Genomic DNA, 12,082 nt, shown 5'->3' with positions numbered 1-12,082 from the left:
ATCCCCTAGACCATACTGTATCCGCCGTTCACGCTGATGACTTGCCCCGTGATCCAGCTTCCCGCATCGGAGGCCAGCAGGGCGACCAACGGTGCAACGTCGGACGGCAAGCCCAGCCTCCGGATCGCATAGGCCTTGACCAGCTTGTCACGGTTGGCATCGACCCAGGTCCTGTCGTGGGCGGTTTCGATCAGGCCGAGCGAGATCGAATTGGCCGTCACGCCCGAGCGTCCCCATTCGCGGGCCAGCGACTTCATCAGCGCGATAGTGCCGGCGCGCGCAGCCGCGCCGAGCGCAAGGCCGGATTCGCCGACCCTCGATGAGTCCCCCATGATGGATATGATGCGGCCGCGGCCGGTCGCTTCGAGCAGCGGCCCGGCACTGTGCGAGCAATTCAGCGCACCGTACAGGCAGGTGTCGATCTGCTTCTTCCAATCCTCGGGCGTGCTTTCGCTGAAGCGCTTGCGAAACACCAGCCCGGCGTTGTTGACGAGGATGTCGAGTCCGCCGAAATCGTTCTTGATGCCGGCGACCATTTTCCGAACGACGTCGGCGTCCGAGATATCGGCCTGATAGGCGTTCGCCTTGCCGCCGGCTTTCTCTATCTCGGCGACCACCGCCTCGGCCTCTGTCTTCGAGCTGTGATAGTTGACCGCAACGCTGGCGCCCCGTTCCGCCAGCAGCTTGGCGATCGCCGCCCCCACATCCCGTCCGCCGCCGGTCACGAGCGCGACACGTCCTTTGAGATCACTCATCTGCTTTTCCTCTCGCGTTGAGTCTGGTCTGCTCCATGAGCTTGAATATGCGCTCCGGAGTCATCGGAAGAATGGACACGTCGATGCCGAGCGGCGACAGCGCGTCGGCGATCGCATTGGCAATGGCGGCCGGCGCGCCGATCGTGCCGCCCTCGCCCATGCCGCGGAATCCACCGGCCACCGCCGATTCGCTTTCGATGTGGACGATGTCCATGGCCGGCACTTCGGGTGCGGAGGGGATCACATAGTCGACGAGGCTCGCGCTTAATAGCTGGCCGTCGTCGTCATAGACGAGCTCTTCGAACAGCGCCGCACCGATACCTTGCGCGACGCCGCCATGGACCTGGCCGACGACGATCATCGGATTGATGATCCGCCCGCAATCCTCCGCGACCACGTATTTCAGGATCTTGACAAAGCAAGTCGCAGGATCGACTTCCACCACGGCGATATGGGTGGCTGCCGCAGTCGTCCCGTTGATGGGGTCGTAGGTGTATGTCGCCGTCAGTTCCTCGCGTGCCTCGACGGGCAGCGTCTTCATGTCGGAATAAACAGCCTTGGCGACCTGCTTGAAAGTCACCGCACGGTCGGTGCCGATGACCACGGCCTTGCCGTCCAAAACCTCGATGTCGTCCTGATTGGCCTCCAGGAGATGAGACGCGACCCGCTTGATCTTGTGCTGGACGATGCGCGAGGCCTGCTTGGCAGCACCGCCGCCGAGCACTGCGCTACGGCTCGCATACGTCCCGGTCGACATTGGGACCTCATCGCTGTCGCCTTGAATGACGCGGACGTCCTCGAAGCGGGCACCGAGATCATCGGCGACGATCTGCGCCAGCGTCGTCTCCAGTCCCTGCCCGTGTGAAGCTACACCGAACGCAGCGGTAATGGCGCCGGTGGAGTCGATGGTGATCTTCGCCGTCTCCGAGCCTGTGTTGATCGGCATTCCTGGCGCGACGGCGATCCGCGAGCCGATGCCGGTCAATTCCGCATAGGAGGCGATCCCGATGCCGAACAGACGCCCGTGCTTGCGCGCGTCCGCTTGCTGAGCGCGAAGCTGCTCGTAACCTACTACTTCCGCAGCGGCTTCCAGGCACTCAACAAAGCCTGTCTTGTCCCAGATGATTCCGGATGCGATCCGGTACGGGAATTCCTCGGCCCGGATCAGGTTGCGTCGCCTAATCTCGAGGGGATCAAGACCAAGTGCTTTGGCGCCAAGGTCCATCAGGCGCTCTGCAACGAAGGTCGAGATCGGCCGGCCGACGCCACGATACGGACCGGTCGGCGGCTTACAGGTGGCGACGCCGCGGACCGACCCCCGATACGACGCGATCTTGTACGGTCCAGGAAGGAAGCTGACGACCTGGACTGGCTCCAGCCCGCACGTCCAGGGATAGATCGAATATGCCCCGACGTCACCGATCACGTCTGCTTGCAACGAAGTCGCTATCCCGTTGGCGTCGAAGCCCATATCGGCATCGACGATCTCGGCGAAGGCCTGGCTCGAGCTGCTGACCTCCTCCAGTCGATCGGCAGTCCACTTCAGCGAGCGGCCGAGCTTGCGTGCCGCGATGCAGATCAGGAGCTCTTCAGGATAGAGCGACCCTTTCGATCCGAAGCTGCCTCCGACATCGGGCGCCACCACCCGCAAGCGGTGGCCTGGAAGGTCGAGCGATTCACAAATGGCGTCCCGCACAATGCCCGGAATGTTCGACGACGTATAAAGCGTAACGGCATCTCGTCGCTTGTCGTACTCGGCCGTGTAGCTCCGGGGCTCCATCGCAAGCGGCGCCTTGCGAGTCATCTCAAACCGGCCGCTGACCCTGACCGCCGCGGCCTTGAGATCGGCAACCACGTCGCCCTTCTTAAATTCGCGCGAGATCAGGACGTTCGTTCCGGCCTCTTCGTGCAGCAGGACCGCATCATCGACGACCGCGAGCTCTGCGCGCGCGATCGCGCCCAGCGGCTCGTAGTCGACCTCGATCAATTCGAGCGCATCCTCCGCAAGATACCGCGAGGTCGCGATCACGGCAGCAACGGCCTCGCCGACATAGCGGACCTTGCCGATGGCCAGAGGCACGATCGGTGTCGCGTAATAGTTCGGCATCCGCGAGAACGGAATGACCGGCTTGAAATCCCCGGCGATGCCCTCTGCAGTCAACACCGCAATTACGCCTGGCGCCTCCTGAGCCGCGACCGTGTCGATCCTGGTGATCAACGCATGCGGCTGCCCACTGCGAAGGAATGCGACATGAAGTAACCGATCCGGCTTCCGGTCGGCCGAATACTCGCCGCGCCCGGTCAAGAGCCGCGGGTCTTCAGTACGCTTGATCGCCGCGCCGACATTGCGCGGTCGCAAGACGTCCGATGAATGGGGGCGCGTTTCGTTATTCATAGCCTTCGCTTCCCTTACGCAGGCTCTTCCATTGCTGGTCATCGTGGCCGCAAATCACCGTCGCGCCCGCCCTTTCGATCCGCCGCACCTCTGCGAACGTCTTCAATTGCTCATCGACGTTCCAGGTGTTGCGAGGCGCGGTATCGGCATCCAGATTCTGACGCAGACTGACCGAGTCAGATGCCAGCAAGAATTGTCCGTCGCGATCGAGGCCGACCAGCGCACCGAGCGTTCCCGGCGTATGGCCCGGTAACGGCACCAGCACGACGCTGCCGTCATCGAAAAGATCCCGCTCTCCGTTCAGCGCCTCGATGGGCTGGCCGTAGTCCCAATCCGCGCGGAGATAGCCGGCCGCTTCAGCACCCGGCGCCTGCGCGGCTTCGATCTCCTTGGCATGGGCCAGGATCGTGGCCTTCCGGAAGAACTGATTGCAGCCGCAATGATCGGGGTGGAAATGAGAATTCACGACGATATCGATATCACCGGGCTCCATTCCGACGCAGGCCAGGCTTGGCAGCAGCGTTTCATTCGCGCCCATCAACGGCTTCATGACCTTCGCAAGCGTCCCCCAACGCGCTTCGGCGTGATCGACCACCGAAGGGTGACAGCCGGTATCGAACAGCACGTTGCCCTGCTTGTGCCGAATCAAGGCGCTACTGACAGGAAGATCGATGGTTTCACTACGGTCGGCGCCCGACACGTAGATGCTCTTCTTCATCCGAAGGCGACCGGCGGGGAGGAAATTGAGTTTCATGGCACGGCCTCCGCGCGCTTGCCCGCCGCAGCTCTGATCGCGGCGACAATGTTCTGGTATCCGGTGCAGCGGCAAAGATTGCCGGACAGCCCTTCCCTGATCTCGTCGTCGGTCGCGAGCGGATATTTCCGGAGCAGGTCTTCGCCCGTCATTAACATGCCGGGCGTGCAGAACCCGCATTGAAGCCCGTGATGCTCGCGAAACTGGGCCTGCAAAACGTTAAGTGTCTCCGGCGTCCCGAGGCCTTCCACGGTCGTGATCTCGGCGCCGTTCGCTTGAACCGCGAGCATCAAGCAGGAGCGGATGCTATCGCCGTTGACAAGCACCGTGCATGCGCCGCAAACGCCATGTTCGCATCCGACATGAGTGCCAGTCAGTCCGAGCGTGTCGCGCAGGAAGTCGGACAACAGCATCCGCGGCTCGACGTCCTGTACGTCGTACTTCGTTCCGTTGACGGTCACCGATACTGTCGCGCTCATCGCCGATCACCCTCCGAGGCCAGGGCCGTCTGCATGGCACGCCTGGCCAGTTGCCCGAGCAAGTGCTGGCGGTACTCGGCGGAAGCGTGAAGATCGCCATTTGCAGACACGCTGGAAGTGACAAGCTCGGAAAATCGATCCGGCATCTGGTCGTCTATGGCGATGCCGCGGAGTTGTCCCTCAACCTCTTTCAGCCGGAGCGGCGTGTCGGCCACGCCCATCACGGCTACGCGCGCGTCCTCGATGGTGGAAGCACCACGCCGGACAGAGACGGCGATACTGGCGAGCGCGAAATCACCGAAGCGGCGAGCGACTTCCTCGAAGGCCCATCCGTTTTGCTGAAGGATCGGAAAGTCAATTTCCACCACGATCTCCTCCGGCTTCAGACAATTTGTCAGCGCGTCGACGAAAAAGTCCTCGGCAGCGATGATCCTCCGGCCGGACGGTCCCTGAACCAACAGACTCGCGCCGTAGAACAGCGAGAGCATCGGCAGCTCCGCTGCGGGATCTGCGTGGGATAGGCTGCCACCGATGGTCCCTCGATTACGGATTGCGAGGTGCGCTACGTGACGCATCGCTGCCGCCATCACGGGCAGCTTCGATGCAATCAGCGGCGATTGCTCGATCTCGCGATGTCGCGTCAATGCCCCAATCGCAACGTAGTCATCTCTCAGCTCGATGAACGACAGTTCCTTGATGCCGTTCAGGTCGACAAGTACGGCGGGCCGCGTCATGCGGAAATTCAAGAGCGGTAGCAGGCTCTGGCCGCCGGCAAGAACCTTGCCCTCGCCACTAGCCGCGAGCAACGCCTCGACCGCGGCGGCCACCGTCACCGGCGCCACATACTCAAACTTGGCAGGCTTCATCGTATCTACCTTCACAAAGCTGGTTTTTTTCCCTGTTTGGCCATTCCTATGCGCCGCGAAACCGCGGAGCCCTCTTTTCCGCAAATGCCCGCCGACCTTCCCTGAAATCCTCGCTGTCTGAAGCGGCGTCGATGAATTGCTGCGCCATCGCCAAGTCGAGCGAGCCAGCGCCCGTCGAAAGCTCATTCAGCATGTACTTCGCGCCGGCGATCGAAAGGGGCGCATTGTCCGCAAGCTGCTTCAGGAAGCGCTCGGCGGCTCGTGGCGCATCGTCGTGTATTTCGTCGATCAACCCCATCGACATGGCCTGCTCGGCCCGATAGCGGTCCGCGGAGTAGAGGATGCGCTTGGCGTTTGCGACACCTGTCAGCGACAACAGCCGCTGCACGCTCCGGACACCGTAGACGATGGAGAGTTTGGCTGACGGTATCCCAATAGTTGCGGTTCGATCACCGAAGCGAAAGTCGCACGCCAATGCGAGATGACAACCGCCGCCGAGGCAATAGCCGGAAATGACTGCAACAACTGGCTTTCCCAACGCCGCGATCGCGCCGGAACAGGCGTCGACAGCGACCTCGTAGTCAGCGGCCTGTCGTTTATCGTCTCGTATACTGTCGAACTCGGAGATATCGGCGCCGACGGAAAAGTCCTTGCCCTCGCCCGCCAGCAAGACCGCCCGAACATCCCGGTCGCACGCGAAGTGTGAGAAGATGTCGGCGAGTTCACGCCACATCGCCAGCGTGACGGCGTTCCTCGCCGAGGACCGGTTCAATGCGACGCGCGCTATGCCATCCCTTTTCGCCACGATTATATCTTTCACGAAGGCCTCTCCTCCCGAACAGACGACCTTTGGGCCGAATGCCTATCGTCACTTGCATAAGTAGACCGAGTTTTTAGGCGAAGTCAAGGTGGCCACACGCACGGCCGTCTCCTCGGAACCAAAAGCAGCGAGCCGCTCCATGATCTACCGTCGACAGAGAGGGCAAGCACATTGCGATGCAGGCTCATCCAATCACAATGTGGTCGTGGCCACGACAAATGCGGCTGACGTCGGCCAGTGCAGATCGAGGCGCGGGAGCGCCGTAGCGTTCGCAATGAAACTAGTCGTCTGACCACTCGAAGCTGCGCTGCGCATGACATCGAGCACATCGGAGATCATTTCATCGAACGGCATGACCTTGGGTCGCATTCGCGCCGCTGCTGTCAGTCGAAAAGTCGAGACCGGAGCTTCTCGGCTTGAGGTGCGGCCCCAGCGCTCAAGAACGGATATGGCGCCCTTCTTCGCCTTGTTCTCGCTCTGCCCACGCACCTTCGTTTGATGTGCGAACAAGTTGAAGGATCACAGATCATGTATCAGCGCGGAGGCGGGCGATTGGCCGCCCCTCGGCGGGAAGGACAAGCTCCTGCATAAAATCGAAATACTTTTTGAATTCCTGCGCCAAGCACTTCGGATAGAAGGTTACGGCTACAGACGGAGATTGCGATGAAGGTCGGCGTTCCAAAGAAATTGAACTGCAAGAGTGCCGTGTCTGGCCGACGCCGAGCGGAAACAAAGATCGTGTCCCATTGCGTGGTGTAGCTGAGTGTGGGTCACCACGTTCGCCGACCTGGGCCGGATCGGTCAGCTGGCGATAGCCGGGAGGCTGACGGTGGGATCATCGCTCAACGGGGCGATCGTTTCCAGTGTCATGTAGCGGCCGCGCTGGACGGCCCACTCGTCGTTCTGTTCGAGCAGGATCGCGCCGACCAGGCGGGTGATGGCGTCCTCATTGGGAAAGATGCCGACCACGTCGGTTCTGCGCTTGATCTCGCCGTTGACGCGTTCGAGCGGATTGGTCGAGTGCAGCTTGGCCCTGTGTGCGGCCGGGAAGCTCATATAGGCGAGCACGTCGGTCTCTGCCTCGTCGAGGAAGGCGGCGAGCTTCGGGACCTTGGGGCGGAGTTGGTCGGCAACGCGGCGCCATTGCGCCCTCGCGGCCTCGGCATCGTCCTGGGCAAACGCGGTGGCGATGAAGGCGGAGACCACGCGCCGCCCGCTCTTGCCGGCATGCGCCAGCGCGTTGCGCATGAAGTGCACGCGGGGATCGTGGAAAAAGTCCGAATTGACTGATTCCGTTCTTGTCGGCGATTCGGGATCGACGGAGCAAACGAGATGCTGGGGCGCAAGGAGCGGGATCAGCTTGAGCTCTTCATCACTGGCTCGCTCAAACAACTCGTCCCAGATGAGCACGTGCTGGCGCGGGTCGATCGTGTGCTCGACCTGTCTTGGCTAAGGGAAGAGGTCACCGACTGTTACTGCGCGAATGACGGCCGGCCGGGCATCGATCCCGAAGCGACGGTACGGCTGATGCTCGCCGGTCTGCTCACCGGCATCGTGCACGATCGCAAGCTGATGCGTGAAGCTCAGGTCAACATCGCGATCCGCTGGTTTGTCGGTTATGGCCTGCATGAGCAACTACCGCACCATTCAAGCCTGACGCGCATTCGCCAGCGCTGGGGCGAAGAGCGGTTCCGTAGGATCTTCAAGCGCACGGTCGAGGCCTGCCTGAAGGCCAAGATCGCCACAGCGGAGGTCAATAGCGCGCCAGAGCCAATGTTGTTCGCCCCATGAAGAAGCTCTTGAAATCCGCCGGCACGCCGCCGCGCGTGATGATCACGGATCGAGATGACGACCTCGTCCAGATGCCATTTGTCACCGCGGGCGGGAGCGCGCTGGCGGATCCGATCGGAGAACGGCTTGCCGAATTTCCGTCCCCACTGGCGCACGGTTTCATAAGTTACGCCAATGCCACGCGCCGCCAGCATTTCCTCGACCATCCGCAAGCTTAAGGGAAACCGGAAATACAACCAAACGGCATAGCTGATCACTTCCGGCGGGAAGCGATGGCGGCGATAAAGAGGGTCCTTGGCAGTCCGCACGCCGCTCGTCTACCCGCTCCGCCGCTCCAATTCGTTAACTTGACGGTACCCCTGTCGGTTAATAACAGCGCATGGAGACGACTAGAAGTAGAAACCCAAGGTGGTACCTCTCGACACAAGCCTATACCGATCATCACCGCCCGTACCCGCAAATGATCCTCACCCTCAGTTGATGTAAGTGGTCGGTCAGCCATGATCCAGATCAAGACCGCGCTCGAGTTCCTTTCGCCGGTACATCTGGAATGTATCCTAGCTGCTGCTCGAGAGCGGCCAAGGCCTGGCGAGCTCCCTCCAGCGTCACAGTGGCCTCGTTAAAGAGCTGCCGCGCTTCATTAAGTTGAGTGACTGCTCTTGCACCGGCATCAAAGAGCTTTTTCCTGATTGACGGAGGTCGATCCTCGAGCACTGCGCGCTCCAGGTCTGGGAGCATGCTCATGAGAGCTCGATGTGCACGAGCTTGTGCCTTTTCAGAGTTCGCGGCAGCGGCTAGCGCGTCACGATAACGCCGTACCGCCTCGATGGTCCTCTCTTCAAGATGGAAATGGTCGTTCAATAGCTCGTTCTCGCTACTTGCACGGTCGTGGCCACAGCGCGTCATGCTGGTTGGATGACAGATCGCTCTCAACCTCCCTTTGATCGTACAACCTGACGCCACGTGCGCTTCAAGCTTCTTGGGCAATTAGTGGCGGAGCGCTATTGACGACGGCGCGGGGCCCTCGACGGAGGAGGCAGGGCCGTCCTCGAGTTGGTATTGGTAGCAGAAACCGCATCCGGTCGACCGCGACGTTGATGGAGACGCGCGGCGTCGAGACGATGCGCTCGCGCGCCGACGATCCCGCCTCCGATAGACGCGCGAGTGTGGCTCTCTACCCGGCTACACGGATCAGGTGGTCCCGAAAATCGGGCCGGTTAACTAATCGGATTTGGGCGAAGGAGCGGAGAATGACGCAGAGGACGAGACGGAGCATCGACGCGGCGGATCGACGAGTTGTTCACGGCCTGGCCATTTCTCGGCTCGCAGTTATGATCGCGACGCTGCCAGCGGGGGGGCGTGCCTCCAATCGCAACGTGTGCAGCGATCGATGCGTCAGATGGGGGATCGCAGCGCCCGGCCGAAGCCGCGCGCGACCGACCTGCGCCGGTACACGGGATATTCCCGTGTCTGCTGCGGCGCCTGTGAGTGGACCCCGGTGATCTCACGAATGGGGTCCACTTTCATTTCTTATGGGCGATCAGTTGTGCGACTACGGTCAGAGCAGCACGGATGCCCTTCAACTCAGCCCATATGGCAATGAGAGTTCGAGCGTTGCAGCCTTCGGTTAATTGTTTAATGTCAGCGTGGCCAGTATGATGTTTGTGTGCTTCTTGAGCGCTCAGCGCGAAAGAGTCTTGAGCTAACATGGCTTCAGCGACGATGTCATCAACAATGCGCTCTATGTCACGACTATTCATTCGAACCACCCGCTGAATGTACCTATCCCTCACCACATGCTCATCGAAATCTAGCGTGATTACCCAGAATAATATGCATAACAGGTTCAAAAATACCTGCCATTTCGGGTAGGGTCTGCGCGTCCCTGAAGCCGAGCCGGTCCCTCGTGCGCTGGCCCAGAGAATCGATGCCGGCGCCTGCCACGAACTCCTCTAACAGGCTGTTGCCGTCGACCGAAAAGTGATCGCCCGACAGAAGCCCCTTCACCCTGGGCTGCGCCAGCACCGCCGCGAGGAACTTGGCCGCGATGTCGCCTTCCAGTCGCCGGTCGCGGTTCTTCGAGAACACCGAATGGTCCCAGGCTGCATCGTCGACGCCGATTCCGACGAACCAGCGGAACAGCAAATCATATTCCAGCCGCTCCATCAGAAGGCGCTCCGAGCGGATCGAATAAAACGCTCGCAGCAGCTTCTCCGGCGGAATCGACGGGCGCCAAATCAGCGAATAAAGCGCGGCGAGCTCGCGTTCCAGCACCGCCAGCGCCTCGTTCACGATCGTCCGGATCGCTCGCAGCGGATGATCACGCCGCACTCGTGCTTCCAGATCGACGTAGCTGGAACAGCTCGCCCGTCCGATTGTCGTCGCCGCGCACGCACCGTCTCCGAATCTCGTCGGAGCCAATGAATCATGGTCACCACTCTCGCCGGCGAGCGCCTTTTTTCAACAGCCCGCTAGATCCTGGAGGATCGCTACGGCCGCCGCTCCACTCCCGTCACCAGCCAACTTCCGGTCGACCAGTGGCGCGCGCTCATCGGCGAGCCGATGACTTCATGATGCCTCCTTCTTCGAACGCTTGGTGCGTCGCACCCGCTTGCGAAGTTGACTGATTGCTCGTCTGAGAGCTCGATCTGCCATGGCTGGCCCTTGGCCAACCGACGACCTGCCAGCAATCCGCGCGCAAGATAATCGAAGATTGTTTGCGGAGTTACTCCAAGCTCAGCCGCCGCGCCCTGAATCGAGAAGCTCCCGTCGGGCCGGCATCCACCGGGGCGTCCACAGATGGGCATGTGGTCAACGCGTTGTCCACCATGTCCACAGCCTTCGCGGCCTGCATCCGTTCGCGCCAGACGGCCATCGGCGTGCGATAGCCGTGCACCTGATGGAGCGGGGATCGTTGTAGAAGGCGATCCAGCTGGCGACGCCTGCCTTGGCCTCGCGGCCGTCGGCATAGACACTTGAGATCGATGTCCTCATGTTTTAGCGACCGCCACAGCCGCTCGATGAAGACGTTGTCCATCCAACGACCACGGCCATCCATGGAGATCTTGATCCCTGCGCCCGCCAACGCGCCGGTGAAGGCCGCACTGGTGAACTGGCTGCCTTGGTCGGTGTTCAAAATCTTCTGCGTACCGTACTTCGCCGGCGCCTCTTCCAGAGCCGCCACGCAGAACGAGACGTCCACCGTGTTCGACAACCGCCACGCCAGAACCGCACGGCTCGCCCAGTCGATGATGGCGACGAGATAAAGAAAGCCGCGGCCGATGGCAGATACGTGATGTCGGCCGCCTATACCTGGTTTGACCGGTCGATCGTCAAGTTGCGCAACAGATAGGGATAGATCTTGTGGCCCCGCTGGCCTCGTCGTGTTCGGCCTTGGTCCCAGCGCCGCGATGTCCATCTTGCGCATCAACGCTGCACGCCCTTGCGATTGGCCTGGCCCTCAGCCTTCAGCATCGCGGTCATTCGCCGCGAGCCCAGGAACGGCCAGGCGGTGAACAGCTCGTCGATCAGCCGCATCAGGGCAAGGTCGTTGTCGCTGGCCCGTGGCGGCCGGTAGACCCCAGAGCGCGCGATGCTAAGCAGCATGCATTGCCGCCGGATCGACAGCGTCATGTCGGCGCGATCGAGCGTTCCTCGACGGTCCGGCTTGCTCATCTTCCGGACCTCCACGCTAAAAAATCGCGCTCGACTGTCAGTCGTCCAATATTGGCGTGCAGCTTCTCGATCTCGCGTTCGCGCGCGTCCTCTCTCTCCCGCCAGACACCCGCCTCAAAGGCCCGGGCCGACTGGTCCAGCAGTTGCTTCTTCCAGGCATGGATCTAGTTCGGGTGAACCTCACAGCGCTGGGCCAGATCGGCCACCGTCGCCTGCTCCCGCAGGGCTTCCAGCGCGATCCTTGCCTTCAGTGCCGCGTCGATCTTACGTCTCGTCTTCGTCGTCATCATGCCCTCCGTCTGAGGTGGCTCCGGTTGTCTGAACAGCAAGTCCGCGTCGATAAGTGGAGCTTTTGCCAGAGTTAGGCTGCCGCGCGGAACGGCAGCGGGTTGAAGTAAGCTTGATCCGGGGTGCCGCCGTCAAGGCGCGAGTGGGGACGCCGGCCATTGTAAAAGTCGAGGTATCGGCCGATCGAGGCGCGGGCGTCGGACACGGTGTCGTAGGCGCGCAGATAGACCTCCTCGTATTTGACGCTGCGCCACAGCCG

Annotated in this window: 9 protein-coding genes and 6 pseudogenes; 2 read left to right on the top strand and 13 right to left on the bottom strand. The window is 61.5% G+C overall.

What is annotated here, in order from left to right; genetic code table 11:
* Positions 1–5: 5 nt before the first annotated feature.
* From QJT82_RS39620 to QJT82_RS39585, 8 genes and pseudogenes are all read right to left on the bottom strand, one after another.
* On the bottom strand, positions 6–755 hold the full coding sequence (locus tag QJT82_RS39620; protein WP_016847699.1) for an SDR family oxidoreductase: 750 nt from the start codon (positions 753–755) through the stop codon (positions 6–8).
* Positions 748–3,150: a xanthine dehydrogenase family protein molybdopterin-binding subunit gene (locus QJT82_RS39615; protein WP_038388359.1), complete on the bottom strand. Its 2,403-nt coding sequence runs from the start codon at positions 3,148–3,150 to the stop codon at positions 748–750. Before QJT82_RS39615 ends, QJT82_RS39620 begins: the two co-directional genes overlap by 8 nt.
* Positions 3,143–3,904 carry an N-acyl homoserine lactonase family protein gene (locus tag QJT82_RS39610; RefSeq protein WP_038376680.1) on the bottom strand — a complete coding sequence of 254 codons (762 nt, stop codon included), beginning with the start codon at positions 3,902–3,904 and terminating at the stop codon, positions 3,143–3,145. The genes QJT82_RS39615 and QJT82_RS39610 overlap by 8 nt, the downstream gene beginning before the upstream one ends.
* Positions 3,901–4,383, bottom strand: coding sequence for a (2Fe-2S)-binding protein (locus QJT82_RS39605; RefSeq protein WP_016847696.1), 483 nt, complete (start codon positions 4,381–4,383; stop codon positions 3,901–3,903). Before QJT82_RS39605 ends, QJT82_RS39610 begins: the two co-directional genes overlap by 4 nt.
* On the bottom strand, positions 4,380–5,249 hold the full coding sequence (locus tag QJT82_RS39600; RefSeq protein ID WP_016847695.1) for a xanthine dehydrogenase family protein subunit M: 870 nt from the start codon (positions 5,247–5,249) through the stop codon (positions 4,380–4,382). The genes QJT82_RS39605 and QJT82_RS39600 overlap by 4 nt, the downstream gene beginning before the upstream one ends.
* 46 nt (positions 5,250–5,295) lie before the next feature.
* Positions 5,296–6,069 carry an enoyl-CoA hydratase-related protein gene (locus QJT82_RS39595; RefSeq protein WP_016847694.1) on the bottom strand — a complete coding sequence of 258 codons (774 nt, stop codon included), beginning with the start codon at positions 6,067–6,069 and terminating at the stop codon, positions 5,296–5,298.
* A gap of 192 nt (positions 6,070–6,261) precedes the next feature.
* Positions 6,262–6,579: a hypothetical protein gene (locus QJT82_RS39590; protein WP_038388360.1), complete on the bottom strand. Its 318-nt coding sequence runs from the start codon at positions 6,577–6,579 to the stop codon at positions 6,262–6,264.
* 291 nt (positions 6,580–6,870) lie between these two features.
* Positions 6,871–7,329, bottom strand: a pseudogene (locus tag QJT82_RS39585) (IS256 family transposase); the annotation flags it as partial.
* Positions 7,330–7,401: 72 nt separating this feature from the next.
* Here QJT82_RS39585 and QJT82_RS39580 point away from each other — a divergent pair.
* Positions 7,402–7,824 (top strand): annotated as a pseudogene (locus QJT82_RS39580) (transposase); the annotation flags it as partial.
* Here QJT82_RS39580 and QJT82_RS39575 read toward each other — a convergent pair.
* From QJT82_RS39575 to QJT82_RS39565, 3 genes and pseudogenes are all read right to left on the bottom strand, one after another.
* Positions 7,822–8,168, bottom strand: a pseudogene (locus QJT82_RS39575) (hypothetical protein); the annotation flags it as partial. The pseudogenes QJT82_RS39580 and QJT82_RS39575 overlap by 3 nt on opposite strands.
* A 1,215-nt stretch (positions 8,169–9,383) precedes the next feature.
* A complete protein-coding gene (locus QJT82_RS39570; protein WP_125459191.1) occupies positions 9,384–9,620 on the bottom strand; it encodes a hypothetical protein in 237 nt (78 codons plus the stop codon).
* A 190-nt stretch (positions 9,621–9,810) separates the two neighbouring features.
* Positions 9,811–10,252 (bottom strand): annotated as a pseudogene (locus QJT82_RS39565) (transposase); the annotation flags it as partial.
* An 83-nt stretch (positions 10,253–10,335) separates the two neighbouring features.
* Between QJT82_RS39565 and QJT82_RS39560 the strand changes: the two are divergent.
* Positions 10,336–10,422, top strand: a pseudogene (locus QJT82_RS39560) (ATP-binding protein); the annotation flags it as partial.
* 313 nt (positions 10,423–10,735) lie between these two features.
* Here QJT82_RS39560 and QJT82_RS39555 read toward each other — a convergent pair.
* Together QJT82_RS39555 and QJT82_RS39550 are read right to left on the bottom strand one after the other, a co-directional pair.
* Positions 10,736–11,822, bottom strand: a pseudogene (locus QJT82_RS39555) (IS3 family transposase); the annotation flags it as partial.
* 74 nt (positions 11,823–11,896) lie between these two features.
* Positions 11,897–12,082, bottom strand: a 186-nt coding sequence (locus tag QJT82_RS39550; protein ID WP_281446696.1) for an integrase core domain-containing protein, incomplete at its 5' end; no start/stop codon positions are given.

It is taken from the genome of Bradyrhizobium sp. Mp19, assembly GCF_029952935.1.
Taxonomy (GTDB): domain Bacteria; phylum Pseudomonadota; class Alphaproteobacteria; order Rhizobiales; family Xanthobacteraceae; genus Bradyrhizobium; species Bradyrhizobium elkanii.
The sequence above is the reverse complement of the archived record's forward strand: the minus strand, read 5'-3'. Positions and strand labels throughout refer to the sequence as shown.

Bases quoted from the DNA above. Each gene is read 5' to 3' on its own strand.
- QJT82_RS39615 (WP_038388359.1), bottom strand. From the start codon at position 3,150: ATGAATAACGAAACGCGCCCCCATTCATCGGACGTCTTGCGACCGCGC.
- QJT82_RS39620 (WP_016847699.1), bottom strand. From the start codon at position 755: ATGAGTGATCTCAAAGGACGTGTCGCGCTCGTGACCGGCGGCGGACGG.
- QJT82_RS39605 (WP_016847696.1), bottom strand. From the start codon at position 4,383: ATGAGCGCGACAGTATCGGTGACCGTCAACGGAACGAAGTACGACGTA.
- QJT82_RS39610 (WP_038376680.1), bottom strand. From the start codon at position 3,904: ATGAAACTCAATTTCCTCCCCGCCGGTCGCCTTCGGATGAAGAAGAGC.
- QJT82_RS39600 (WP_016847695.1), bottom strand. From the start codon at position 5,249: ATGAAGCCTGCCAAGTTTGAGTATGTGGCGCCGGTGACGGTGGCCGCC.
- QJT82_RS39570 (WP_125459191.1), bottom strand. From the start codon at position 9,620: ATGAATAGTCGTGACATAGAGCGCATTGTTGATGACATCGTCGCTGAA.